Below are 23,848 nucleotides of genomic sequence, written 5' to 3'. Positions count from 1 at the left end.
GCCCGGTTAGCGTCCTGGGATGGTCAGGCTGTGCCCTCGTGTACAGACGAATTGCCCCCATGATTCTCGCCGCACTCATACCCCTCCTCGTCACGGCCGTCCCCGCTTCGGCCGACGACGGACCGACACCCCGCATCACCACCTACAACGCCTACCTGCTGCCGACCGCGCTCTACCCGAACTGGGGCCAGTCGATCCGCGCCGACCTGATCGTCCGGGACGGCGTCGTCTCCGGCCAGGACGTCGTGGTGCTCCAGGAGCTGTTCGACAACTCCTCGGCCGACGTCCTGCGCGAGGGGATCTCCCAGGAGTACCCGCACGGCACCCCCGTGGTCGGCCGCTCGCGCGACGGCTGGGACGAGACCTCCGGATACCGCTCCCACACGACGACCAACGGCGGGGTGAGCGTCCACAGCACGTGGCCGATCACCCGGCAGGAACAGCACATCTTCACCCGCGCCTGCGGGGCCGACTGGTTCGCCAACAAGGGCTTCGCCTACGTGGAACTCGACACACCCGACGGCCCCCTGCACGTCGTGGGCACCCACATGCAGTCCGAGGACAGCGCCTGCTCCGACGGTGAGGACGAGGAGATCCGCACCCGCCAGCTGGGACAGATCCGCGGCTTCATCGACGCCACCGTCCCCGACGACGAGCCCGTCTACGTCGCCGGCGACCTGAACATCGTCGGCGGCGGCCAGGAGTGGGACCAGGCCCTCAAGCAGCTCGACGCCGTCGAGCCGACCCACGCGGGCGCCCCCCACTCCTGGGACACCGGGACCAACTCCATCGCCCACTACAACTACCCGGACTGGCCGTCGGAGCACCTCGACCACGTCCTGCCGATCCGCAACTCCGCCGCGCCCGCGTCCTACGTCAACGAGACGCGCGACGTGCACAGCGAACCGTGGACGGTCTGGTCGTGGGGCCGGTCCTACACCTACGAGGACTACTCCGACCACTACCCCGTCCTCGGCGGCCAGGGCGTGTAGTCGGCGCCCAGGCGACGACCCGCCGGTGAGGGCGCGTTCCGGATCGCTCCGGGGCGTGCCCTCCGCCGTTCCCGGACCGGGAGGGACCCGGCCCGAAGAGTAGCGTGGAGGGAGGAACGGTCCCTCTCGGTGGACGCGCCCGGGTGGCGGGTGCGGGAGTCACCGCACCGGTCGCGCACCCGGACGGGGTGAGGAGCGGTCATGTGGCAGATCTTGATGTCCGTCCCGGCGCACGGGGACGGCTGGGGCCATCACTGGTGGCCGATGGGCCCGGGAATGATGGGCCCGACGGGGGGCTGGGTGATGGGGGCATGGGTGCTCAGCGCCCTGGTCGTCATCGCCCTCGTGGTGGCGCTCGTGGCCTGGCTGGGCCGGTCGGGCGGCTCCCGGAGCGCGGGCACGCCGGGCCCGTTGCCGTCGGACCCCGCGCTGGCCGAACTCCGCAGGCGCTACGCCACCGGCGAGATCTCCCGCGAGGAGTACTTCCAGAGGAAGACGGACCTCGAACAGTGACGCCCGGCCGGTCGGCGCGCGGCGCCGACCGGCCGGTCCCGCACGCTCAGGCCCCCTTGGCCGACCTCCAGGGCATGAGCTCCTCGGAGAGCGACCGCGACAGCGGCGCGCCGAGTTCGGCCAGCTCCGCGCAGCCGTCCGTGCCCAGGACCGCGTAGGGCGCCAGGGCCGACCGGTCCGTGGCCTCCTCGATCCCGTCCCTGCGCCGACGGCCCTCGGGGGTCAGCGCGGGGTCGGCCTCGTCGGTGATCCAGTCCCGCCCGCGCAGCCGGTCGGTGGCCGCATCCCACTCCTCGTCCGACCACGCCCTGGTGGCCTTCAGCAGCTTCACGGGCAGGGCGTTCCCGGCCGCCGTGTGCGTGACCAGGGCCTCCAACCCGCTCAGGCCCGCCAGGACCAGGGCGGCGACGTGGCCGTCGCCCCGGTACTCGCGCAGCCGGGTCTGCGCGTGCCACAGGACCATGTGCGGTTCCTCCGGCCAGGGCAGGGCGGCGTGGGCGGCGTAGAGCGGACGGCCGGCGGTGTCGTCGGCCACCGCCTCGGCCGCGCGGCGGGCGAGTTCGGCCGCGCGGGCGAGTTCCGGCGAGTCGACGGTGTCGCCCAGGACGCGGCGCAGGGTGGCGTCCGCGGCGGCGTGGCGCGCGGCGAGGATCCGTTCGGGCTCGGCGAGCTCCCACACCTGGGGAACGGTCGAGCGGACGACCTCGGGGTTGAAGTTGTAGAAGGTGGCGGCCACGACCTCGGCCGACACCTGGCCCATGGCGGCGGCGCGCGGGCCGAAGTAGGCCGCCCAGGCATTCAGGCCCAGTTCCTCGTAGGCCGCGTTGGCCTCCGGCGAGAAGTAGATCATGGAGTGGTAGGGCTCCAGGGACTGCCAGGCGCGGCGGGCGTCACCCGTGCTCACCGTGTCCCCGGGGTGGTGGTCGCTCATGGAAGGCGCGTCTCCTCTCGGTGCGGGCTGGGGCCGCACCGGAACGCAAAATACCGACCGGGAGGTAGGGGGTCAACGGACCCGACGACCGGTGCCTGTGGACATCCCGCGGCGGCGCCTCCCTAACCGACGATCGGGCGCTCCTCGGGGAGTTCGTAGCGGCGTGCCCGCCGACGCAGCGCGAGTGCCGACGCCAGGGTGATCGGTCCGATCCTGCCCACGAACATCAGGAAGACGATGAGCAGCTCCCCGGGCGCCGTCAGCTGTCCCGTGATGCCGGTCGACAGGCCGACCGTGCCGAAGGCCGAGGTCACCTCGAACAGGATCTGGTCGAGGGTGAACGGGGTCATGATCATCAGCGCCAGCGTCGATGCGATGACCAGGCCGATGGCGAGCAGGACCACGGTGGTGGCCTGTGAGGCGACCCCCGAGGCGAGGCGGCGGTCGGCCACGTGGACGCTCGGCTCGCCGCGCACGTTGGCGTAGACCACGAAGGCCAGGAGGGCGAAGGTGGTGACCTTGATCCCTCCGGCGGTCCCGGCGCTGCCTCCGCCGACGAACATCAGGATGTCGGTGACGAGCAGGGTCGAGGTGTTCATCTCACCGAAGGGGAGGCTGTTGAACCCGGCCGTGCGCGGCATGACCGCCTGGAAGAACGCCGCGAGGATCCTGCCCCGCAGGTCGAGCCCGCCCATGGTGGCGGGGTTGTCCCACTCCAGGACGAGGAAGGCGACGAAGCCGGCCACCAGCAGCACGGCCGTGGTGGTCAGGGTGATCCTGGCGTGCAGGGACCACCGGTACGACTCGCGCCTCCTCCTCGTGAACCACCACAACTCCACCCACACGGGAAAGCCCAGTCCGCCCGCGATGACCGCCAGCGCCACGGGAACGCTGATCCACGGGTCGGCCACGTAGCCCTCGAGGCTGTCGGAGAACAGGGCGAACCCGGCGTTGTTGAAGGCCGAGACCGCGTGGAACACCCCGAGGTAGAGGGCGTGGCCCACGGGCTCCCCGTAGGCGAGCCACCAGCGCAGCCAGAGGGCCACCGCCAGGACCGACTCGGCCACGACCGTCACCAGGAGGACGCCGGTCACCAGTTGGCGCACGTCCCCCAGGGTCAGTGCCTTGGCCTCCGACCTGGCGCGCACGGCCATCCGCAGCCCGAGTTTGCGGCCGACCACCAGGGTGAGCACTGTGGCCAGGGTCATGATGCCGAAGCCGCCGACCTGGATCAGTGCCAGGATCACCACCTCGCCGAACGTGGACCAGTACACGGGGGTGTCCACGACGATCAGGCCGGTCACGCACACCGCGGAGGTCGCGGTGAACAGCGCCCTGACCAACGGGGCGGACTCCCCCGTCTCCGTGGCGACGGGCAGCATCAGCAGCAGCGTTCCGACCAGGATCGCCGAGGCGAACGCCCCGGCCGTCAACTGGGGCGGCTTCGCCCACCCGGACAGCCCCCGGAGGGCGCGGTCGGCCCGTCTGCGCGCCCTCAGCCGCAGCCGGGCCAGGCGCGACCCCGCTCCTCCCCGGTCCCGCGTGATCACTCCCGGCCTCCGTGTCCCCGTTCTCCCGGCTTCCCGGTGGGAGCATCCGGGCGGAAGCGGTATCCCAGCCCGGGCTCGGTGATGAAGTAGCGCGGGCGCGGGGGATCGGGCTCCAGCCGCTGCCGGATCCGGGTCATGAACACGCGCAGGTAGTGGGTCTCGGTCCCGTAGGACGGGCCCCACACCTCGCGCAACAGCTGCTCGTGGGTGACCAGGCGCTCGGCCTCGCGCACGAGGACCTCCACGATCTGCCACTGGCGCGGGGTCAGCCGCACCGGCTCGCCGTCCCTCAGGACCTGTTTGACCGCGAGGTCGACCGTGAAGTCGTCGGTCCGGACCACCACCGGCTCCTCCGGCGCCGCGGACCGCCGCATGGCCGCCCTGACCCGCGCGAACAGCTCGTCCATGCCGAACGGCTTGATGACGTAGTCGTCGGCGCCCAGGTCCAGGGCCCGGACCTTCACCCTCTCGGTGTCGCGCCCCGACAGCACGACGATCGGCACACCGGTCCACCCCCGCAGGCCGTGGACGACGTCCAACCCGTCCATGCCGGGCAGACCCAGGTCGAGCAGGACCAGGTCCGGGCGGTGGCGGGCCGCGAGGCGCAGCGCGGCCTCACCGGTCGCCGCCAGGTCCGAGGTGTAGCCGCGGGCCCGAAGGTTCACCTCGAGCGTCTTGCGGATCCGCGGGTCGTCGTCGACGACCAGGATCCGTGGTGCCGTGTCCATGGGGTGTTCAGTCCTCCACCCGTGCCGGATCACCGCCCTGGTGTCCGTTTCGGGTACTCGCGCGGAGACGATGGTATGCCGTGGTACCCCCGGGCGCGGGCGACGACACCGGGCGGCACCAGGTCGACTCTGGGGGACCCCTGCCGGGGCCACCGCGTGCGACAACGCTCCCTTAGCGCCGGAGGGCGGGAAATTAGCGGTTCGTTAGCGGCGAATCGTCAGGAATGCCCGTTCCGCAGCACAAGAATGGGTGTCCGGAGAGGGGGACCGCACCAATGGCACGTGGTCAGCTGCGCATCTATCTGGGGGCCGCGCCCGGCGTGGGCAAGACCTACCGGATGCTGGAGGAGGCGCACCGGCGCCTCGGACGCGGGACCGACGTCGTCGTCGGGTTCGTCCAGACGCACGGCCGGACCGGGACCGCGGCGATGGTCGGGGGCCTGGAGGTCGTGCCCCGCCGGACGGTCGTCCACCGGGACGGCGGGTGCGGGGAGATGGACCTGGACGCCGTCCTGGAACGCGCGCCGCAGGTCGTCCTGGTCGACGAACTCGCGCACACCAACGCCCCCGGCGGTCGGCACACCAGGCGCTGGCAGGACGTCCGGACCCTGCTCGACGCGGGGATCACGGTGCTGTCCACGGTGAACATCCAGCACCTGGAGTCGCTCAACGACGTCGTCGCCCGGATCACGGGCGTCACCCAGCACGAGACCGTCCCGGACGCGTGGGTCCGTCAGGCCGGGCAGATCGAACTGGTCGACATGGCCCCCGAGGCGCTGCGCCGGAGGATGCTGCACGAGAACATCCCCGGTCCCGGGAGGAGCGACGCGGCACCGGACGGCCGCTTCCGGATCGGCGACCTCACGGCCCTGCGCGAACTGGCGCTGTTGTGGCTCGCCGACCGGGTCGACGCCGAACTCGGCCGGTACCGGGACGAGCACGGCGTCGCCGCCACCTGGGAGGCGCGCGAGCGGGTCGTGGTCGCCCTCACCGGCGGCTCCGAGGGGGCGGCCCTCGTCCGCCGGGCCGCCCGGATCGCCGCCCGGGGCAGGGGCGCCGATTTCATGGCCGTGCACGTGGCCCGCAGCGGAGGCCTGGTCGGCGCCGACCCTGCCGAGCTCGCCCGGCAGCGCGTGCTCGTCGAGGATCTGGGCGGCACCTACCACGAGGTGCTGGGCGGGGACGTGCCGACGGCGCTGATCGAGTTCGCCCGCGCGGTCAACGCCACGCAACTGGTCCTCGGCGTCAGCCGGCGCGGCAGGCTGGCCCACATGGTCTCGCCCGGGGTCGGCATCACCACGGCCGCGCGGTCCGGGTCGATCGACGTCCACCTGGTCACCCACGAGGAGGCGGGCGCCAGGCCACGGCCGAACGGTGCCGCGGGAGCGCTCTCCCGCCGCCGCAGGCTCACGGGCTTCGCGCTCGCCCTGACCGTGCTGCCCCTGGCGGTGTTCGGGGTCGGTCTGCCCCGCAACGAGGACTCGTTCACCAGCGGCGTCCTGCTGGTGCTCGCGACGGTGACGACCACGTCGCTGGTCGGCGGCATGTGGCCCGCCGTGGCGGCCGCCCTGGGCGGGTTCCTGCTGCTCAACTTCCTCTACACCGCGCCGTACCGCACCTTCGCCATCGACTCCCCGCAGCACATGCTCGCCCTGGTCGTGTTCCTGGTGGTGGCCGTGTCGGTCAGCGTCGTGGTGGACCGGTCGGCCCGCCGTACCCGGCAGGCCGCCCAGGCCGGCGCCGAGGCCCAGGCCCTGGCCACCGTGGCGGGCGGCGTCCTTCGGGGCTCGCGTCCCCTGGAGGCGCTGCTCGAACGGCTGAGGGAGGGCTTCTCCCTCACCTCGGTCGCGCTCGTCGAACGGGTACCGGGTTCGTCGACCGGCCCGGACCACCGCGCCGACCGGGACGCGTGGACCGTGGCGGCGTCGGTGGGCGAACCGCCCTGCCGCGCGCCCGGCAACTGGGACGTGGACGTGCCCATCGACGACTCCCTCGCCCTGGTCCTCCAGGGGCGCCGCCCCGACGCGGGCGACCAGCGCGTCATCGGGGCGTTCGCCGCCCAGGCCGCACTCGCGCTGCGTCAGGTCCGTCTGGCCGACGAGGCCGCGGCGGCCAGGCCCCTGGCCGAGGCCGACCGCATGCGCACCGCCCTACTGGCCGCGGTCAGCCACGACCTGCGCGCACCCCTGGCCTCCGCGAAGGCCTCGGTCACCAGCCTGCGCAGCACGGAGGTCAGCTTCGGCCCGCAGGACCGGGCCGAACTCCTGGCCACGGCCGACGAGTCCCTGGACCGGCTGACCGCCCTGGTCGCCGACCTGCTCGACATGAGCCGTCTCCAGGCCGGGGTGATGGGCGTGACCGCCACCGCACTGCCCCTGGGGGAGAGCGTGTTCCGTGCGCTGGACGAACTGGGGGACGGGGGCCGGGCCGTCCGGGTCGACGTCCCGGAGGGTCTGCCCCTGGTCGAGGCCGACCCCGGGCTGCTCGAACGGGTCCTGGTCAACGTGGTCGGCAACGCGCTGCGGTTCAGCCCGCCCGGCGCCCCGCCCACGGTCACGGCCGCCGACGCCGGGACCGAGGTGCGGGTGCGGATCGTCGACCACGGACCCGGTGTCCCGGAACAGGAGAAGGAGCGCATGTTCGTCCCGTTCCAGCGGCTGGGGGACAGCGGGCACGACGCCGGACTCGGCCTGGGGCTGGCCCTCTCGCGCGGACTGGTCGAGGCCATGGGCGGTGCGCTGGAGCCGACGACCACCCCGGGCGGCGGCCTGACCATGCGCATCACCCTCCCGCTGGCGGCCGACGGGAGGTAGGACCCCGCCGTGCGGACCGTGCGTGCGGACGCGCACGGTGCAACGGCGGGCCGCCTCCCGACGGTGGACGTCGGTGCTGCGGCCCGCCGCGCGAAGGCTCCCGGGACCGGCGGGCCCACGGTGCGCCCGGAGGCTCAGGCGGTGACGCCGCCGTCCACCACCAGGTCGTGGCCGACCGCGAAGCCCGCCTCGTCCGAGGCCAGCCACAGCACCGCGGAGCTGATCTCGTCGAGCGCACCGATCCGGCCGAGCGGGATCGACGGCCCGATCCGGGCGGCCCGCTGCTCGACGGTCTCCTCCGGGAGCAGCGACATCGGGGCGTCCACGGCTCCGGGGCTGACCGCGTTGATCCGGACACCGTCACCGACGTGGTCGAGCGCCGCGACACGGGTCAGATGGCTCAGGGCGGCCTTGGACACCCCGTAGGCGGCCAGCCCGCTCATCCGGGTGTGGGCGCCGAAGATCGAGGAGGTGTTGACGATCGCGCCCCCGCCGTGGGCGCGCATGTGCGCGATCTCGGCCCGCATCGCCAGGAACACCCCGGTGACGTTGACGTCCAGGACCCGGCGCCACGCGTCGGGGTCGAGGTCGGCGACCGGAGCGGCGTCGCCGAGGACGCCCGCGTTGTTGTGCGCGACGTGCAGCCCGCCGTGGCGCTCCACGACGGTGGCGACCAGGCGCTCGACGTCCTCCTGGACGGTGACGTCGGCCAGGACGTGGTCGGCCCGGCCGCCGTCCTTGGCGATCAGCTCGACGGTCTCGGCCAGGGCGGCCTCGGTCCTGCCGGCGACCACGACGGTGGCACCCTCCCGGGCGAAGTCGCGGGCGGTGGCGCGGCCGATACCGGAACCTCCGCCCACGACGAGGACGGTGCGGTCGGTGAATCGTGCGGTCACGGTGATCTCCTCGGGGTCGCCCGGCACGCGTGTACCACGCGTCCGGAACTCGATGTTTTCAAGAACGATCATTCTGGAATTTGGGCATGCGAATGCCCATGACCGACGCGGGGGTCAGTCCAGCAGGGTCAACGCCTCCCGGGCCGCGTCGCGGAGCCTGGCGGGGTCGTCGGCACCCCGGCTGACCACGCGCATCCCCTGGAGCAGGACCAGCAGGAGCCGCGCCAGCGCCCGGGGGTCCCGGTCCTGGGCCAGCTCCCCCTGGGCGCGCGCCCGGGTGAGGGCCGAGGCCAGCGCGGTCTCGGCGAGGTTCCAGTTGGCCTCGACCCGGCGTCCGACCGCCGGGTCGCACAACGCCATCTCCACCGCGGAGTTGGTCACGAGACAGCCGTGGCGGTCGGCGACGGAATCCTCGGCGTACCTCTCCACGAGCGAGCGGACGGCCGGGAGGACCGGCCCGGGCTGGGAGAGCAGGCCGACGAAGTCGACCCCCTCCTCCACGTACCGGTCGTGGGCGCGCACGTACAGCTCGCGCTTGCCGCCGAAGGTCGAGTACAGACTGGCCCTGCTGATGCCCAGGTGCTCGACGAGGTCGGCCATCGAGGTCGCCTCGTACCCCTTGCACCGGAACAGTTCCACGGCCTTGCGCAGGACGACGTCCGGATCGAACTCCTTGACCCTTGCCATGCCTGTGACCCTAGACCTTTCCGGAACGATCAGTCAAGAAAAACCTCCCCCGCGGGTGAGCGACACGTCGCTCGGGTCCCCCTCCGCGCGGGCGGCGGATGTTGACCTGGAGCGCGCTCCAGGTCCTAGGGTTCCGGACATGACGACACCGCACAAACTCATCGGATCCGGGTTCGGTGCGCGCAGCACCGCCAGGGATGTCCTGGAGGGGATCGACCTCACCGGGCGGACGGCGGTGGTGACCGGCGGGTACTCGGGGATCGGCCTGGAGACGACCCGGGCCCTGGCCGCCGCGGGCGCCCGGGTGGTGGTCCCGGCACGGCGCCGGGAGACCGCCGAGCGCGAGCTGGCGGGGATCGGGGGCGTCGAGGTCGACACCCTGGACCTGGCCGACCTGGACAGCGTGCGCGCCTTCGCCGACCGGTTCCTGGCCACGGGCCGCCCGATCGACGTTCTCGTCAACAACGCCGGGGTCATGGCCTGCCCCCAGTGGACGGCGGGCCCCGGCTGGGAGTACCAGTTCGCCACCAACCACCTGGGGCACTTCGCCCTCGCCAACCGGCTGTGGCCCGCCCTCGCCGACGGGGGAGCCCGGGTCGTGTCGGTCTCCTCGGTCGGACACCACAACTCGCCGATCCGCTGGGACGACCCGTGGTTCGAGGGCGGCTACGACCGCTGGGTGGCCTACGGCCAGGCCAAGACGGCCAACGTGCTCTTCGCCGTCCACCTCGACCGGCTGGGCGAGGCGTCCGGGGTACGGGCGTTCTCCCTGCACCCGGGAGCGATCCTCACCCCGCTGCAGCGGCACATGGCCACGGAGGAGATGGTCGCCAACGGGTGGATCGACGAGGACGGCAACCTGGCCAACCCGTCGTTCAAGACCCCGGAGCAGGGCGCGTCCACACAGGTCTGGGCCGCCACGTCGCCCCGGTTGGCGGGGATGGGCGGGGTGTACTGCGAGGACTGCGACATCGCCGTGCCCGCGGGAACCGACGACGCCCGCCCCGGGGTACGCTCCTACGCCGTCGACCCCGGACAGGCCGAGCGGCTGTGGGCGTTCTCCGCCGAGCTCACGGGGGTGGACGCCTTCGCCTGAGCCGCCCGCCCCCGCGCGAACGCCCGTCCCCGGCCGACGAACTTTGCCCGATCCGAAACGGGGGCTGGGCTCCCGGTGACCGACCCTGTCCGATGATGAACGGGCGGTATGCGTACCAGACGCACTCGTCCGTAACACCTGTGGTGCCGTACGGAGTCCGACCTCGGTCCGCCCGGACGGCCGGTTAGGAGCACGCCATGCGGACAACATCCGCCAACGGCTGGCAGTTCTTCGTCGCGACACTCATGATCGTCATCGGTGCGATCAACATCGTGCAGGGCGTGGTCGCGCTCGTGACCCCCGGTTTCTACGCGGTGACGGAGACCGGCATGCTCGTGTGGGAGTACGGGGCCTGGGGAGCGCTCCTCGGCCTGTGGGGCGCCGTCCTGGTCATCGCGGGTCTGGCCGTGCTGTCGGGCAGCACCTGGGCCCGTGTGTTCGGCGTCGTGCTCGCCTCGATCAACATCATCGCGCAGCTGGCCTTCCTGGTGGCCATGCCGATGTGGTCGGTCGTCGCGATCGCCGTCAACGTCCTGGTGATCTACGGCATGACCGCCGGATGGCCCTCGGCGGAGAAGATGGAGCACGAGCGCCAGGAGGCCGCCTACCGCAGCGGCTACCAGGCGGCCCACGAGGCGCCGCGCGGCGCGCGGAGGGCGCAGGAGCCGACCGAGCGGTCCAGCGGACGCGAGCAGACGACCGGCTGACCGCGGACACCGGTAGCCGGCGCCGTTGCGCAGGAGCCCCGTCCCCGCCCGGACCATCCCCGGGCGGGGACGTCTGCGTGTGCGCCCCGGACGGGCCGGACCGGCCGCACCGGCCCCTCAGCCCCCGTAGAGGCGGTCCAGCGCCTCGCGGTGGCGCTCGACCACCACCCCGCGGCGGAGCTTGAGCGTCGGCGTCAGCTCCCCGCTCTCGGGCGCCCACTCCTCCGCCAGCAGTACGTGGCGCCGGACCCGTTCGGGGCGGCTGAGCCGGGCGTTGGCGGACTCGACCGCGCGCTCCACCTCCGCGAGCACGGCCGGGTGCCCGGCCAGGGCGCGCACGTCGCCGCGGGCGTCGATCCCGTGCGCCTGGGCCCACACCGGCGCGGTCTCCGGGTCCAGGACCAGGAGGGCGACCAGGTAGGGGCGGCGGTCACCGTGGGCGAGGGCCTGCCCGACCAGCGGATGCTCCTTGAGCGCCCCCTCCACCAGCGCGGGTGACACGTTCTTGCCGCCGGAGGTGACGATCAGCTCCTTCTTGCGGTCGGTGATCCACAGGAAGCCCTCCTCGTCGAGGCGTCCGACATCACCGGTGGCGAACCACCCCTGCGGGTCCGTGGCCGGCACCACCGAGCCGTCCGCGCCCAGGTAGCCCCGGAAGAGGGAGGGCCCCCGGACGGACACCTCCCCGTCGGCGCCGAGCCGGACCCGTGTCCCGGGGATCGGGCGGCCGACCGAGCCCGTCCGGAAACCGGTGCGCGGACTGTTCGCGGTGGCCACCCCGGAGGTCTCGGTCAGTCCCCACGCGTCCATGACGCACACCCCGAGCCCGGCCCAGAACCGGAGGACCTCGACGGGCATCGGCGCGGAGGCGCAGGAGGCCCACGTGACGCGGTCCAGGCCCACCCCGGCCAGGATCGGCGCCAGGACCCGGGCGCGCTCCCGTTCGAAGCGCTCGCCCAGCTCCTCGGGGATCCCTCCGCCGCGTTCGCGGTGGTCGGCGTACTCCGCGGCCACGGCCCGTGCCCGGTCCACGTCCGCGCGCCGCTCCTGCGGCAGCCGGGCCAGACCCGCCCGGACCGCGGAGGCCAGCTTCTCCCACACGCGCGGGACCCCGAAGAACTGCGGTGGCCGCACGTGTCTGAGGACGTCGGGGAGGTCGGCCGGGTCCTCGCACATCCACACGTGCGACGCGCGCAGCAGCGGAAGGTACAGGCCGAGCATGCGCTCGGCGATGTGGGCGAGCGGCAGGTAGCAGATGTGCGCGGCGTGCGCGGGCACCTCGGCGACCGCGTCCAGCGCCGCGGCGTTGCTCAGGACGCCGCGGTGGGTCACGGCGACGCCCTTGGGGTCGCCGGTGGTCCCGGAGGTGTACATGACGGTCAGGAGGTGGTCGGGGGTCAGGTCGCGCCAGCGTTCGACGGCCTCCTCCCCCGGCTCGGCGGCCGCGTCCGCCAGCCTGGTGTGGCCCCGTTCGGGCTCGGCGCCGTCCACGACGACGAGCCGTCGGAGCGGGACGTCGTCCGCTCGGAGCAGGTCCTCCCAGAGCTCGGCGGTGGCGGCGTCGCCGACCACGGCGAGGCGGGCCCGGCTGTGCCGTGCGATGTGGGCGACCTGGGCGGGGGCGGAGGTGCCGTAGACGGTCGTGGTGACGGCTCCGAGGTGGACCAGGGCCAGGTCGCAGAGCCAGTGCTCGGGGCGGTTGCCCATCATGAGCAGGGCGTGGTCACCGGGTTCGACGCCGAGGGCCGCGAGGCGTCCGGCGAGGTCGGTCACCCGGCGGCGGACACCGGACCAGGTGAGCGTGGACCACGCGGAGGTGTCGGGGTCCCGCCAGGACAGGGCGGGCAGGTCGGGATGGTCGGCGGCGTTGCGCCGCAGGAGGGAGCAGATCGTGTCGTCGGTGGTGTCACGGTCGACGGGGACATCGGAGGTCATGCCGAACTCCCGGAGTTCGTCCTGACGGGAGGCCAGGAGGAGAACCGACTGCGTCGGTCCCACTGTCACACGGACACGGGTGCTCCGGGGAGGGGGCCGCACACGGGCGGCCGGATCCGGTCACGGGGCGGGTGACCGGATCCGCGACGGCGGCTCAGTGCCTGCGGGGGTGCAGACCGCTGGTGACCGCGAGCCGGTTGTAGAGGTTGATCATCGCGATGGCCGTCATCAGCGCGGCCACCTGCTCGTCGGAGAAGTGCCCGGCCACGGCGGCGTAGGTCGCGTCGGACACCCCGCCCTCGCCCATGCGGGTCATCTCGTCGGTGAACGCCAGCACCGCGCGCTCGGCGTCGGTGAACAGATCGCCCGCCTCGTGCCAGGTGGACACCTGGAAGAGGCGCTGCTGGGTCTCGCCCGCGTCCAGTGCCCGCCGGGTGTGCAGGTCGACGCAGAACCCGCAGCCGTTGAGCATCGAGGAGCGCAGTTTGAGCAGCTCCAGGAGGGTGGTGTCGAGGTGCTCACCGACGACCTTGTCGACCTCGTCGAGCTTGCCGTACACCTCGGGAAGCTTCTTGGACCAGATCACACGCTTCTCGGCCATGGTGCCCTCCAGTGACGACCGCGGTGCCCCGCGCGAACGCGTGGGACGTGTCGGCGCTCACGCTACCAACCGACCGGGCGCGGATCCCCGTCGCCCGCGGCCGTCGCGTGTCCCGGGCCGGGTGCTACGGTCTGTCCCGACCCCGCCGCGGAGCACCGTCCGCCGTCGAAGGGAACGCATGTCCGGGCGACCGTCCGACCTCCCCCTCCCCGCCACCGGCCCCGGCGACCGGGCCGCCGGACCGGGCGCACCTGCCGGAGGCGTCCCTCCCGGACGGACACCCCCCGAACCCGTGGGCCGCCTGGCACGCGCCGTCGCGGGCAAGGCCGTACCGCTGTACCTGTCGATGCTGGCCACGATGGCCGGAGGCATGGTCACGGCCGGGGTCCTCGGCAACGTCGGCACCGCCGACCTGGCGGCGCACGCGCTGGTGACCGCCGTCCTGGCCCCCGTGCTGGGGGTCGTCCAGGGTGCCCTGCGCGGGTCGACGCCCTTCGTCGCCGAGCACGAGGACGATCCCGACGCGCTCGCCCCGATCGTGCGGCACAGCGCCCTGCTGGGCCTGCTCATGGGGTTCCCCAGCGGTGCGCTGGTGGCGTCGGTGCCGCTGTGGGCCGGACCGCTGGGGGTCGCCGACCCCACCGTGGCGGCGCTGGGGGCCTACCCCCCGCTCATCGGCGCGTGGGTGGTCCTGGCGGCGGTGAAGTCGTCGATGACCGTACTGCTCATCGGGCTGGGGCGCGGCCGGAGCGTCCTGGCCCTGAGCCTGCTGAGCACGGGGCTGGCGGTGGTGCTGACCCCGGCCCTGATCCTCGGTGTCGGACCCGTGCCGGAGCTGGGGCTGGCCGGGGCGGGGGTGGCGCTGCTCGTGGACGGCTGCCTCACGGCGCCGCTGTCGGTGTACGTCGTCCGTCGGCGCACCGTCCTGCGCGGGACCCGGGTGTGGCGCGGCGCGCCGCGGTGGTCCGGGGTCTGGGCGATCGCGCGGGTGGGTCTGCCCACGGGGTCGACCCTGCTGGTCAAGTTCGGGACGATGAGCGTGCTGGCGATGGCCGTGGCCCGGACCACCGCCGCGGACGCGGCCGCCCACCAGCTGCTGGTCGTCATCGCCTCGTTCGCCTTCCTGCCCGCGGTGGCCGTCGGCCAGGCCTCGATCCCCTTCACGGCCAGGGCCGCGGGCCGGGGCGACCGTACCGGGGTGCGGCGCACGGTGGCGGCGGGATACCTGGTGTCGCTGCCGGTCGTCGCGTCGGGCACCGCGGCGGTCTGGATCGCGGCGGGTCCGGTGGTGGGGCTGTTCACCGCCGACCCGCAGGTGCGGACCGGGGTGGTCGCCCTGCTGCCGCTGCTGTTCGTCGTGGCGGTGTGCGACGCCGCGCAGTCGCAGCCCGGTATGGGGCTGATGGGGATCAGGAACACACTGCCGTCCCTGTACTCGTTCGCCCTCTGCTACGGGCTGCTGTCCCTGGTCGCGGTCCCGCTCGCCGAACTGGGCGGACTCGCCCTGCTCTGGACCGGGTACGCCGTGGCGACGCTGGGCCTCGTGGCGGGCCAGGGGCTGGCGTTCTGGCGGCTGTCGGCGCGCGTGTGAGCGCGGCCCGGCTCCGGCGGCCGGGCCGCGGGCGGCTGGTCGGACGGTCACGGGCACCGCCCTCAGCGGATCGCGGGCGCCGCCCCGGCCCACTCGGTGAGCGCCCGGACGAGGCCGTCCGCGTCGGCGGCCGGACCGCTCCAGGCGGTGTAACCGTCGGGGCGGACCAGCAGGACCTCGGCGCCGTGCGGGAGCGTTCCCTGCGCGCGCACGGCACGGACCCGCTCGCCCCAGGGCTTCGCGGCGGTGGCGGCGACACCGTTGGCCGAGGTGTCGACCAGGGTGAAGCGCACCGCGTCCATCAGCGCGAACAGCCTGGTGGGCGCTCCGTCGACCCGCAGGTCCAGGTCGGGCACCCGCTCCCCCGCCCCCGGTGAGCCGACCAGGGAGTCGGGCAGGTCGTAGGAGAACCCGATCCCGGACATCATGCCCAGCACGGCGCGGGACACCCGCTCGTTGGCGACCAGCCGGGGCACCACGTAGGGGCGCAGGGCGCGGACGGGGCCGGAGGCGACGACCATGCGGGTGACCGTGTCGGTCAGGCGCAGGGTCGCGCGGCCGACCGGGTGGCGTTCGGCCTCGTAGGAGTCCAGGAGCCAGGAGGGCGCCCAGCCCCGCTCGACCGCCGCCAGCTTCCAGGCCAGGTTGACGGCGTCCTGGAGTCCGGTGTTCATCCCCATGCCGCCGATCGGGGAGTGGACGTGCGCGGCGTCCCCCGCGAGCAGGACGCGGCCGACCCGGTAGTGCTCGGCCTGGCGGCGCTCGCTGAGGAAGCGGGTGGACCAGCGCACCTCGGCGGCCCGGACCCGGCCCCGGGTGAGGCGGTCGAGGGAGGCGTTCAGCTCCTCCTGGGTCACGGGCTCGGCGAGGGGCACCTCCTCACGGGTCCGGTCCCACACCACGGCGCGGAACCAGCCGTCGCCGAAGGGGGGCAGGAGCGCGAAGCCGTCGGCGGCGATGAACGGGTTGATCGCGTTGGGGAGGTCGTTGTCCAGACGGACGTCGGCGATCATGATGTGCGTCTGGTAGCTGCGGCCGACGAAGGGGACGCCGAGGAGTCCGCGGACCGCGCTGTGGGCGCCGTCGGTGCCCACGACGTGGTCGGCGCGCTCGGTGTGCTCGCCCTCGGCGGTGCGGACGGTGAGGGTGACGCCGTCCGCGTCCTGGGTGAGGCCGGTGACCTCGGCGCCCCGGACGATGGGGACGCCCAGCCGCTCGGCCCTGCGCCGCAGCAGGGTCTCCGTCCGGGCCTGCTGCACCATGAGGACGTAGGGGTGGCGGCTCTCGAGGCGGCCGAGGTCGACGGAGAAGCCGCGCGTGCCGAAACTCGCCCGCAGTTCGGGAACGGTGAAGCCCTGCTCCACGAGTTCGTCGGCGACACCGCGCACGTCCAGCACCTCCAGGGAGCGGGCGTGGACGGCGAAGGCCCGGGTCAGGTTGGACTCCTCGGCCCGGCGCTCCAGGATCCTGACGTCCACCCCGGCCTCGGCCAGGTCTCCGGCGAGCATGAGTCCGGTGGGGCCGGATCCGACGACGATGACGCTCATGACGTGCTCCTTCGGGGGGTGTGGTGCCGTTCGAGCCATATCCGGTACTCTAGGTTCCGGTACCTTTAGTACCGATACTAAGAGTACCGGAATCAAAGTCAACCCCCGGAAGGTGGGAATCATGAGTGGAGGTCGCGGAGGCCGCCGCCCCGACCCGGCCAAGGACGCGGCGATCCTCGAGGCCGCGGCGGAACTGCTGGTCGAGCGAGGATTCGACCTGACCTTCGACGAGGTGGCCGCGCGCGCCGGAGTCGGCCGCACGAGCGTCTTCCGCCGCTACGCCACCAAGCGGGACCTCCTGGTCGCCGTGGCGGAGAGCGTCACGATCGACCGCATCGAGGTTCCCGACACGGGTTCGCTGGACACCGATCTGGTCGCGGCCGCGACGACGGTGTTCGGAGTGTTCTCCAGGCCCAGGACCGAGGCCCTGGCCCGGCACGCCCTCGCCGAGGCGTTCCAGAGCCGGGAGGGCGGGGTGGTCCTGCGCACGACCCTCGGCCGGCGCCTGGAACTGGTGACCGAGGTGCTGGAGCGCGCCGCGGCGCGCGGCGAACTGCCCGACACGAGGAACGCGCTGGTGGTCGCCGACCTGATGACCGGGGTGATCATGGCCCGGCTCGCCTCCGGGGCCCCCCTGCCCTCGGGTGAGGAGGCCGAGCGGATCGGCCGCGCCATGGCGGCGGCCGCCCGGGGCTAGGACCCGCCCCCGGAGCGGTCACCACAGGGGGCTGCCGTCCGGGCGCCCGAACACGGCCCGCAGCGCAGCCGGGACCGGAAAGCCCAGGTCAGGACGCCGCCCGCACGCGCTCGTAGAGGGGGGTGAGGCCGTCGAGGAAGGCCGACAGCGCCAGCTCGAAGCTCGCCTCGTCGATCTCGGCCGCGTGGTCCGGCAGCCGGTGCGCCTGCGACAGGTTGGGGTAGCGGTCGCGGTAGACGCGCACGTCGTCGTCGAATCCGCGGGCGAAGGACTGCGTGGCCGCGCCCACCACGAGGTACTTGGTCGAGGCGCCGATCATCGTCGCGTACCGCGGCGGCCAGCCCGCGCGCACGAGCCCGCCGTGGACCGCGTCCGCCCTGCTCAGCGCGTCCTCCCGGCGCCCGGGTCCGGCGGCGATCACCGGCACCAGGTTGGGGTGGGCGGCCAGCGCGGCCCGGTAGGAGCGGGCCCAGGCGGCGACGGCCGCGCGCCAGTCCTCCTCCTCGAAACCGGAGACGTCGACCAGGGAGGTCACCTCGTCGGCCACCTCGCCGAGCAGCTCCTCCTTCGTGCGGTAGTGGCTGTACAGGGACGCCGCCTGCACGTCGAGCTCCTGGGCGAGCTTGCGCATGGACAGACCGTCCAGCCCCTCCCGGTCGATCAGCTCCAGGGCGGCCGTGCGGATGGCCCGCCTGCTCAGGATCGGCGTCTTGGGTCGGGCCACGGACGGCTCCCCTTCTCGGTTCTCGCGGCGGACGGTCCGGCCACCTCGGCCCGATCATCGCACGTCCGGGCGGCACCCATGACCGCCCACCCCTTGCACACCGGGCGGGGAAGGCCGTACGCTCACATAACCGAACGCCGTTAGGTTATTGGGAGCAGGCCGTGATCGACTTCTCGTTGAGTGAAGAACAGCGCGCCGTCCGCGACTGGGTGCGGACCTTCGTGGAGCGCGAACTCATCCCGCTGGAGAACGAGGTGCTGCGGCGCGAACGCGCGGGCCACACCCCGGGGCTCACCGCCGAGGAGCGCGACGGACTGCGCGCCCTCGCCCGCAAGTCCGACTTCTGGGGTGTGGAGACGCCGGTCGAGTACGGCGGGATGGGCCTCGACCCCATCACGGCCGCGATCATCGAGATCGAACTGGGCCGGTCCTTCGTCTCGTTCCGGTTCGGCGGCGAGGCCGACAACATCCTCTACCACGCCAACGAGGAGCAGAAGGAGCGCTACCTGCGGCCCACCATCGAGGGTGAGCGCAAATCCTGCTTCGCCATCACCGAACCCGGCGCCGGTTCGGACGCCAAGGCGATCCGCACCCGGGCCGTGCGCGAGGGCGACACGTGGGTGATCAACGGCGAGAAGACCTTCATCACCGGCGGCAACGAGGCCGACTTCGCGATGGTCTTCGCCGTCACCGACCCCGACAAGGGCGCCAACGGCGGCGTGACCTGCTTCCTCGTCGACCGCGACATGGGGTGGACCTCCGAGCCCATCGACACCATGGGCGAGCGCCGCCCCGCCGCCCTGGTCCTGCAGGACGTGCGTGTGCCGCACGAGAACATCCTCGGGGAGGAGGGCCACGGCTTCGCGCTGGCCATGCAGTGGATCGGCAAGGGACGCTACCTGCTGCCCGCCCGCGCGCTGGGCGGCTGCGAACGGCTACTCGGCATGGCGATCGAGTACGCCAAGACCCGGGAGACGTTCGGCGCGCCGATCGCCGACAGACAGGCGATCCAGTGGATGATCGCCGACTCCCAGACGGAGATCGAGGCGCTGCGCCTGCTGGTCCTGCACGCCGCGTGGCAGGTCTCGGTGGGACGCGACTCCCGACACGCCCAGTCCGTCGCCAAGCTCTTCGGCGGGGTCAAGGCCAACGAGATCGTCGACCGCGTCATGCAGATCCACGGGGGCATGGGCTACACCCGCGAACTGCCGATCGAACGCTGGTACCGGGACCTGCGGCTGCTGCGCATCTTCGAGGGCACCGACGAGATCCAGCGCCGCACCATCGCCCGCGACCTGCTCAAGGGCCACGTAAAGGTGGGCGCGACCCTGGGGTAGGAGCGGGAACGGGGGCGGGGCCCGGCCCGCGCGGAGGACGCGCGGTCCGGGCCCCGCCTGTGTGTCCGGCACCGTGCGGCACCGGAGCCCGACGTGCTACCTGACGCCGACCAGGTCGACGACGAAGATCAGCGTCTCGTTCGGCTTGATCGGGCCCACGCCGCTGGAGCCGTAGGCCAGGTGCGGCGGGATGACCAGCTGGCGGCGGCCGCCCACGCGCATGCCCAGCACGCCCTGCTCCCAGCCGGGGATGACCCGGCCGGCGCCGAGCTTGAAGCCCAGCGTCTGGCCGCGGTTCCAGCTGGCGTCGAACTCCTCGCCCGTGGAGTGGGCGACACCGACGTAGTGGACGTCGACGTTGCTGCCGTGGCCGGCCTGCTCTCCCTCACCGACCGTGATGTCGGTGATCTCCAGGTCCGCGGGCGGCGGGCCGTCGGGCATGTCGATCTCCGGACGCTCAAGCGCCATGGTGGTACCCCTCGCGATAGTCAGAGTGAACGTAGGGGCCCAGGGTATCGGCGCGCGCGGGTGCTTCCGCGGCGGTCGGCCCGGTGGGGGCGTCAGCGCCCCTGGTCACCCACGGTGGCCGCGACGACGTGGCCGTGCCCCTCCACCTTGATCGGCCCGTTGTCGGCCCGCACGAACACCGACTCGCCGCGCTGCAGGGTGATCCCGCGACCGACCTCGGCGACCAGTTCCACCTCGCCCCGGAGCGCCAGGACCACGGTCGGCCCCTCGCCGGGCAGATGGGCGGCCACCCGCCCGGGGCCGATCTCGTGGAGGGCGAACTCGGGTGCGGCGGGGCGGAACTCGCGGCGGCCGTCCGTGAGGCCAGGGCTGGCGTAGGGGATCGGGAGGACCGAGAAGTCCACCACGTCCAGGAGTTCGGGGGCGTCGACGTGCTTGCACGTCAGCCCGGCCCGCAGCACGTTGTCGGAGCTGGCCATCACCTCGACGGCCGTGCCCCGCAGGTAGGCGTGCATGTTCCCGGCGGGCAGGAAGAGCGCCTGTCCGGGCCAGAGGGTGACGTGGTTGAGCAACAGGGCGGCCACCGCCCCGGGGTCGCCCGGGTAGCGGTCCGCCAGGTCGGTGAGGATCCCCGCGTGCGCGCCGCTCCCCCCGGAGCCCGACCACTCGGCGACGAACTCGCCGATCAGCCGCTCCCGGTCCGCGGCGGGCAGGGTGAGCAGGCGGGTGAGGGCGGAGCGCAGGGCGTCGTGGGTGTCGGGTGCGGCGAGGTCGTCGCGCAGGAGACGGGCCAGGGCGCAGCCCATCCCCTCCAGGTCGGCACGGGCGGCGGCGGGTTCGCGGAAGCCGCACAGTGCCTCGAAGGGCTCCAGGGCCAGGAGGAGCTCGGGTTTGTGGTGGGGGTCGCGGTAGTTGCGGTGCGGCGCGTCGACGGGGATGCCCGCGCGCTCCTCGGCGTCGAAGCCGGACCGCGCGCGCTCGGCGTCCGGGTGCACCTGGAGGGACAGGGGCGCCTCGGCGGCCAGGAACTTCAGGAGGAAGGGCAGGCGGGCGCCGAAGCGTTCGGTGGTGCGGTGTCCGAGCACACGGTGGGGGTCGTCGGCGATGAGGCGGGGAAGGGGTCTGGGGCCTTCGTCACAGTGCGCGGTACTGGGTGCGCCGTGGTGGGCGCCCAACCACAGCTCGGCCTGGGGCGTGCCGTCGGGCTGGGTGCCCAGGAGCCGCGGAATCGCGGTTCGCGCACCCCAGGCGTACGGCCGTACCTGGTTGGTGAGCCTGTGCATCGGCTCCCCGCCTTCCCGTCTGCGTGTTCTCACCCCGTGGACGCTCCGGCGAGGTGGGACCAGTCTCGCGAAGCACGGCGCCCGGGTCGACCTGGCGCACCCCACTCACTGAGGTAGTGCACACTTCACCTCGCCAGGTGGGCGGGCACCCGACGACCGCGGGGCCCGGTTGCGGCTACGAAGTTACTGGCAAGTAAACCACGATCGGGGTCGTGTGAACAGCACCACACGGTCATCTGCCCCACACACTCCCGGCACGCCCGCGCCACCCGCCCGACGCGGTCCGAAGACACGGATCCGTGTCGGTGTTCCTTCCCGGCCCGAGGCCCCGGACACGCCGCCGCGCACCGGCTCAGCGGGGACGGCGCACCCTGTCGGAGGCCTCGACCAGGCGGTCGAACATCTGCTGGCGCAGCTCCGGGTCGGGCTGGGGCAGTCCGGCGATCGCGGCCATGTACAGGCCGTCGCCCGCACGCAGGATGATCTCGGCCAGCACCGGGTCGGTGAGTTCCTCGTGCAGGAGTTCGCCCCACCGCGTGAAGAGGTTCTGGACCAGGCGGACGGCGTCCTCGGACAGGTCCTCCTGGCCGCGCAGCGCGGCGATGACGGCCCAGTAGAGCTCGCGCTCCTCGGGACTCTGCGGGAGCGAGGTGCGCAGGAACACGCGGACTACGCCCTCCCCGCCCTCCCGGGCCTCGCGGAACTCCTCCTCGGCGAGCGCGCTCAGGCGGTCGATCAACCCCGTGAGCAGGGCGGACTTGGAGGGGAAGTGGTACAGCAGGCCACCCTTGGAAACGGAGGCCGCACGCGCGACCGCTTCCAGGGTCACGGCGGTGTAGCCCTCGTTGATGAGGATGTCCTGGAGGGCGTCGAGGATGCGGTCACGGGTGTTCGATGCGTTCACGATTGACACTGTACCGGCCGGACGGTACTGTACCGTCTGGACGGTTCAAAAATCCCGGAGTGTGCCTCCGGTCGATCACCCTCCCCCGCCTGCCCGGAACCCCCGTTCCCGCCAGGCGGCACCGCGCCCCCGATCCGTGCGGCGCGCCACCATCGAGACGTAACGAGGAAAGATGAGTTTCGGCAAGGCCCGCCGCGGCCTGATCCCCGCGCTCGGCCCCCGGGGGGCCGCACCCGCGACGGCGGGTCCGCGTGAGTGGGCCGCGCTCGCTGTTCTGGTCCTGCCCGTCGTCCTGATCTCCGTCGACATGACCGTGCTCGGCTTCGCGGTTCCCCAGCTGAGCGAGGAGCTGCGACCCAGCGCGGGCCAACTGCTGTGGATCATCGACATCTACGGCTTCATCCTGGCCGGGCTGCTGATCACCATGGGGTCCCTGGGCGACCGCGTCGGCCGCCGCCGGCTCCTGCTGGTCGGCTCCGCGGCCTTCGGCGGCGCGTCCCTGCTGGCCGCGTTCGCGCCCACCCCCGAGGTGCTCGTCGCGGCCCGCGCCCTGCTGGGCGTGGCCGGCGCGTCGCTGATGCCCTCAACCCTGTCCCTGCTGCGCAACACCTTCCTCGACGCCCGCCAGAGGCTGCTGGCCATCGCCATCTGGGCGTCGGGGTTCTCCGCCGGGGCGGCACTCGGCCCGATCCTGGGCGGATGGCTGCTGGAGCACTTCTCCTGGGGCTCGGTCTTCCTGATCAACCTGCCGGTGATGGCGCTGATCCTGGTGCTCGTCCCGCTCCTGGTCCGCGAGTCGCGCGACCCGAGGCCGGGTCGGATGGACCTGCCCAGCGTGGTGCTGTCGATGGCGACGATGCTGCCCGCCGTGTACGGGATCAAGAAGCTCGCCACCGAGGGGCTCGCGGTGGTCCCCGCCGTGTCCCTGGTGGCCGGCCTGGCCCTCGGCGCCGTGTTCGTCCGACGGCAGCTGGTCCTGAAGGACCCGCTCATCGACGTGGACCTGTTCCGGTCGCGGGTGTTCGGCGTGGCGGTCGTCACGAACCTGATGATCGTGTTCTCGCTGGTCGCGTCGTTGTTCTTCCTCACGCAGTACCTCCAGTTGGTGCTGGGGGTCTCACCGATGCGCGCGGGGTACGTACTGCTGCCCGGTCTGGTGCTGTCCGTGCTGGCGAGCTTCGTCGCCGTCCGGGCCGCCCGCCGGCTCAGCCTGGCGACGGTGATCGGTTCGGCCCTCGTGGTCACCGCGGCCGGGTTCGCGGTGCTCGTGCTCGCCTCCGCGGACGACACCGCCACCGGTGTGGCGGTCGTGGCCGTGGGCTTCGGACTGATCGCCACCGGCGCCGGTTTCGCCGAGACCCTGACCAACGGGGCGATCATGTCGGCCGCCCCGCCGCGGCGCGCCGGTGCGGCCTCGGCGATCTCCGAGACCGCCTACGAGCTGGGCGGCGCGCTGGGCGTCGCCGTGCTGGGCAGCGTACTGACCGGGTTCTACCAGTCCGGGCTGGCCGGGGTCGAGGGCGTTCCCGCGCCCGCCATGGAGCGGGCTCGGGAGACCCTGGGCGGGGCGGCCAACGCCGCGGCCGACCTGGGCGGAACGGCCGGTGCCGACCTCATGGACGCGGCGCGGACCGCGTTCACCGGCGGGATGCACGTGACGAGCGTCATCGCCGCGCTGATCGTGCTGGCCGCCGCCGTCCAGGCGTGGGTGCTCCTGCGCGGGGAGACCGCCCCGGCCGCGGAGAGCCAGCGGGACCTGACCGACACCCCGGCCGCCGAACCGGGCGAGCGGGAGCGGTCACGCGGATAGCCGGAAAGGACCGTCGGCCCCGGGGAGCCCTCCCCGGG

Annotated in this window: 21 protein-coding genes; 9 read left to right on the top strand and 12 right to left on the bottom strand. The window is 73.1% G+C overall.

All coding sequences use genetic code 11. The annotated features are described in order from the left end of the window. Nucleotides 1-59 precede the first annotated feature (59 nt). Both sph and ACTVAJ_RS07435 read left to right on the top strand, forming a co-directional pair. Entirely contained in the window at nt 60-992 is a 933-nt protein-coding gene (sph, locus tag ACTVAJ_RS07440; protein ID WP_470387328.1) for a sphingomyelin phosphodiesterase, read from the top strand. A 201-nt stretch (nt 993-1,193) separates the two neighbouring features. After that, the gene (locus ACTVAJ_RS07435) at nt 1,194-1,505 is read left to right on the top strand and encodes an SHOCT domain-containing protein (protein ID WP_470387327.1); all 312 of its coding nucleotides are present in this window, start codon (nt 1,194-1,196) and stop codon (nt 1,503-1,505) included. A gap of 46 nt (nt 1,506-1,551) precedes the next feature. On the opposite strand, the gene ACTVAJ_RS07430 is transcribed toward ACTVAJ_RS07435, so the two are convergent. The 3 genes from ACTVAJ_RS07430 to ACTVAJ_RS07420 all read right to left on the bottom strand — a co-directional run bounded on the left by ACTVAJ_RS07430 (nt 1,552) and on the right by ACTVAJ_RS07420 (nt 4,714). Next, nucleotides 1,552-2,436, bottom strand: a complete 885-nt coding sequence (locus tag ACTVAJ_RS07430; protein ID WP_470387326.1) for an SCO6745 family protein — start codon at nt 2,434-2,436, stop codon at nt 1,552-1,554. Nucleotides 2,437-2,558: 122 nt separating this feature from the next. After that, nucleotides 2,559-3,986 carry a TrkH family potassium uptake protein gene (locus ACTVAJ_RS07425; protein WP_470387325.1) on the bottom strand — a complete coding sequence of 476 codons (1,428 nt, stop codon included), beginning with the start codon at nt 3,984-3,986 and terminating at the stop codon, nt 2,559-2,561. Then, nucleotides 3,983-4,714 (bottom strand): response regulator, encoded by a 732-nt coding sequence (locus ACTVAJ_RS07420; RefSeq protein WP_470387324.1) that lies wholly within the window; start codon nt 4,712-4,714, stop codon nt 3,983-3,985. Before ACTVAJ_RS07420 ends, ACTVAJ_RS07425 begins: the two co-directional genes overlap by 4 nt. Before the next feature lie 275 nt (nt 4,715-4,989). Here ACTVAJ_RS07420 and ACTVAJ_RS07415 point away from each other — a divergent pair, with 275 nt between their 5' ends. After that, nucleotides 4,990-7,527, top strand: coding sequence for a sensor histidine kinase (locus ACTVAJ_RS07415; RefSeq protein ID WP_470387323.1), 2,538 nt, complete (start codon nt 4,990-4,992; stop codon nt 7,525-7,527). 134 nt (nt 7,528-7,661) lie between these two features. On the opposite strand, the gene ACTVAJ_RS07410 is transcribed toward ACTVAJ_RS07415, so the two are convergent. Continuing rightward, the gene (locus ACTVAJ_RS07410; RefSeq protein WP_470387450.1) at nt 7,662-8,423 is read right to left on the bottom strand and encodes an SDR family NAD(P)-dependent oxidoreductase; all 762 of its coding nucleotides are present in this window, start codon (nt 8,421-8,423) and stop codon (nt 7,662-7,664) included. Between the two features lie 114 nt (nt 8,424-8,537). Beyond that, nucleotides 8,538-9,110 carry a TetR/AcrR family transcriptional regulator gene (locus ACTVAJ_RS07405; protein WP_470387322.1) on the bottom strand — a complete coding sequence of 191 codons (573 nt, stop codon included), beginning with the start codon at nt 9,108-9,110 and terminating at the stop codon, nt 8,538-8,540. 139 nt (nt 9,111-9,249) lie between these two features. On the opposite strand from ACTVAJ_RS07405, the gene ACTVAJ_RS07400 reads away from it, so the two are divergent. After that, nucleotides 9,250-10,206, top strand: a complete 957-nt coding sequence (locus tag ACTVAJ_RS07400; protein ID WP_470387321.1) for an SDR family NAD(P)-dependent oxidoreductase — start codon at nt 9,250-9,252, stop codon at nt 10,204-10,206. Between the two features lie 197 nt (nt 10,207-10,403). Continuing rightward, a complete protein-coding gene (locus tag ACTVAJ_RS07395) occupies nt 10,404-10,913 on the top strand; it encodes a DUF7144 family membrane protein (RefSeq protein WP_470387320.1) in 510 nt (169 codons plus the stop codon). 117 nt (nt 10,914-11,030) lie between these two features. Here ACTVAJ_RS07395 and ACTVAJ_RS07390 read toward each other — a convergent pair whose 3' ends face one another. Further along, nucleotides 11,031-12,848, bottom strand: coding sequence for an AMP-dependent synthetase/ligase (locus ACTVAJ_RS07390; protein ID WP_470387319.1), 1,818 nt, complete (start codon nt 12,846-12,848; stop codon nt 11,031-11,033). Between the two features lie 154 nt (nt 12,849-13,002). Next, the gene (locus tag ACTVAJ_RS07385) at nt 13,003-13,449 is read right to left on the bottom strand and encodes a carboxymuconolactone decarboxylase family protein (protein WP_470387318.1); all 447 of its coding nucleotides are present in this window, start codon (nt 13,447-13,449) and stop codon (nt 13,003-13,005) included. A 178-nt stretch (nt 13,450-13,627) separates the two neighbouring features. Between ACTVAJ_RS07385 and ACTVAJ_RS07380 the strand changes: the two genes are divergently transcribed. Continuing rightward, on the top strand, nt 13,628-15,040 hold the full coding sequence (locus ACTVAJ_RS07380; RefSeq protein WP_470387317.1) for an MATE family efflux transporter: 1,413 nt from the start codon (nt 13,628-13,630) through the stop codon (nt 15,038-15,040). Between the two features lie 62 nt (nt 15,041-15,102). Here the strand turns inward: ACTVAJ_RS07380 and ACTVAJ_RS07375 are convergent, their stop codons facing one another. Continuing rightward, nucleotides 15,103-16,587: an FAD-dependent monooxygenase gene (locus ACTVAJ_RS07375; RefSeq protein WP_470387316.1), complete on the bottom strand. Its 1,485-nt coding sequence runs from the start codon at nt 16,585-16,587 to the stop codon at nt 15,103-15,105. A 121-nt stretch (nt 16,588-16,708) separates the two neighbouring features. Here ACTVAJ_RS07375 and ACTVAJ_RS07370 point away from each other — a divergent pair, with 121 nt between their 5' ends. Further along, the gene (locus ACTVAJ_RS07370) at nt 16,709-17,284 is read left to right on the top strand and encodes a TetR/AcrR family transcriptional regulator (RefSeq protein WP_470387315.1); all 576 of its coding nucleotides are present in this window, start codon (nt 16,709-16,711) and stop codon (nt 17,282-17,284) included. Between the two features lie 88 nt (nt 17,285-17,372). Here the strand turns inward: ACTVAJ_RS07370 and ACTVAJ_RS07365 are convergent, their stop codons facing one another. Continuing rightward, entirely contained in the window at nt 17,373-18,008 is a 636-nt protein-coding gene (locus ACTVAJ_RS07365; protein WP_470387314.1) for a TetR/AcrR family transcriptional regulator, read from the bottom strand. 161 nt (nt 18,009-18,169) lie between these two features. Between ACTVAJ_RS07365 and ACTVAJ_RS07360 the strand changes: the two genes are divergently transcribed. Next, nucleotides 18,170-19,345, top strand: a complete 1,176-nt coding sequence (locus tag ACTVAJ_RS07360) for an acyl-CoA dehydrogenase family protein (protein ID WP_470387313.1) — start codon at nt 18,170-18,172, stop codon at nt 19,343-19,345. Nucleotides 19,346-19,441: 96 nt separating this feature from the next. On the opposite strand, the gene ACTVAJ_RS07355 is transcribed toward ACTVAJ_RS07360, so the two are convergent. The 3 genes from ACTVAJ_RS07355 to ACTVAJ_RS07345 form a co-directional block, all read right to left on the bottom strand. Continuing rightward, on the bottom strand, nt 19,442-19,813 hold the full coding sequence (locus ACTVAJ_RS07355) for an FKBP-type peptidyl-prolyl cis-trans isomerase (protein ID WP_470387312.1): 372 nt from the start codon (nt 19,811-19,813) through the stop codon (nt 19,442-19,444). Nucleotides 19,814-19,905: 92 nt separating this feature from the next. Then, nucleotides 19,906-21,096 carry a mannose-6-phosphate isomerase, class I gene (manA, locus tag ACTVAJ_RS07350; protein ID WP_470387311.1) on the bottom strand — a complete coding sequence of 397 codons (1,191 nt, stop codon included), beginning with the start codon at nt 21,094-21,096 and terminating at the stop codon, nt 19,906-19,908. A 352-nt stretch (nt 21,097-21,448) separates the two neighbouring features. After that, nucleotides 21,449-22,000 carry a TetR/AcrR family transcriptional regulator gene (locus ACTVAJ_RS07345; protein ID WP_470387310.1) on the bottom strand — a complete coding sequence of 184 codons (552 nt, stop codon included), beginning with the start codon at nt 21,998-22,000 and terminating at the stop codon, nt 21,449-21,451. A 172-nt stretch (nt 22,001-22,172) separates the two neighbouring features. Here ACTVAJ_RS07345 and ACTVAJ_RS07340 point away from each other — a divergent pair, with 172 nt between their 5' ends. After that, complete coding sequence (locus ACTVAJ_RS07340) at nt 22,173-23,810, top strand: MFS transporter (protein WP_470387309.1); 1,638 nt, start codon at nt 22,173-22,175, stop codon at nt 23,808-23,810. The last annotated feature ends 38 nt before the right edge of the window (nt 23,811-23,848 follow it).

This window comes from Nocardiopsis sp. KDC1DS13DA1 (genome assembly GCF_055632325.1).
The sequence above is the reverse complement of the archived record's forward strand: the minus strand, read 5'-3'. Positions and strand labels throughout refer to the sequence as shown.

Coding starts and splice junctions, on each gene's coding strand:
- sph (WP_470387328.1), top strand. CDS start 60: ATGATTCTCGCCGCACTCATACCCCTCCTCGTCACGGCCGTCCCCGCT.
- ACTVAJ_RS07435 (WP_470387327.1), top strand. CDS start 1,194: ATGTGGCAGATCTTGATGTCCGTCCCGGCGCACGGGGACGGCTGGGGC.
- ACTVAJ_RS07430 (WP_470387326.1), bottom strand. CDS start 2,436: ATGAGCGACCACCACCCCGGGGACACGGTGAGCACGGGTGACGCCCGC.
- ACTVAJ_RS07420 (WP_470387324.1), bottom strand. CDS start 4,714: ATGGACACGGCACCACGGATCCTGGTCGTCGACGACGACCCGCGGATC.
- ACTVAJ_RS07415 (WP_470387323.1), top strand. CDS start 4,990: ATGGCACGTGGTCAGCTGCGCATCTATCTGGGGGCCGCGCCCGGCGTG.
- ACTVAJ_RS07405 (WP_470387322.1), bottom strand. CDS start 9,110: ATGGCAAGGGTCAAGGAGTTCGATCCGGACGTCGTCCTGCGCAAGGCC.
- ACTVAJ_RS07400 (WP_470387321.1), top strand. CDS start 9,250: ATGACGACACCGCACAAACTCATCGGATCCGGGTTCGGTGCGCGCAGC.
- ACTVAJ_RS07395 (WP_470387320.1), top strand. CDS start 10,404: ATGCGGACAACATCCGCCAACGGCTGGCAGTTCTTCGTCGCGACACTC.
- ACTVAJ_RS07390 (WP_470387319.1), bottom strand. CDS start 12,848: ATGACCTCCGATGTCCCCGTCGACCGTGACACCACCGACGACACGATC.
- ACTVAJ_RS07385 (WP_470387318.1), bottom strand. CDS start 13,449: ATGGCCGAGAAGCGTGTGATCTGGTCCAAGAAGCTTCCCGAGGTGTAC.
- ACTVAJ_RS07380 (WP_470387317.1), top strand. CDS start 13,628: ATGTCCGGGCGACCGTCCGACCTCCCCCTCCCCGCCACCGGCCCCGGC.
- ACTVAJ_RS07375 (WP_470387316.1), bottom strand. CDS start 16,587: ATGAGCGTCATCGTCGTCGGATCCGGCCCCACCGGACTCATGCTCGCC.
- ACTVAJ_RS07370 (WP_470387315.1), top strand. CDS start 16,709: ATGAGTGGAGGTCGCGGAGGCCGCCGCCCCGACCCGGCCAAGGACGCG.
- ACTVAJ_RS07355 (WP_470387312.1), bottom strand. CDS start 19,813: ATGGCGCTTGAGCGTCCGGAGATCGACATGCCCGACGGCCCGCCGCCC.
- manA (WP_470387311.1), bottom strand. CDS start 21,096: ATGCACAGGCTCACCAACCAGGTACGGCCGTACGCCTGGGGTGCGCGA.
- ACTVAJ_RS07340 (WP_470387309.1), top strand. CDS start 22,173: ATGAGTTTCGGCAAGGCCCGCCGCGGCCTGATCCCCGCGCTCGGCCCC.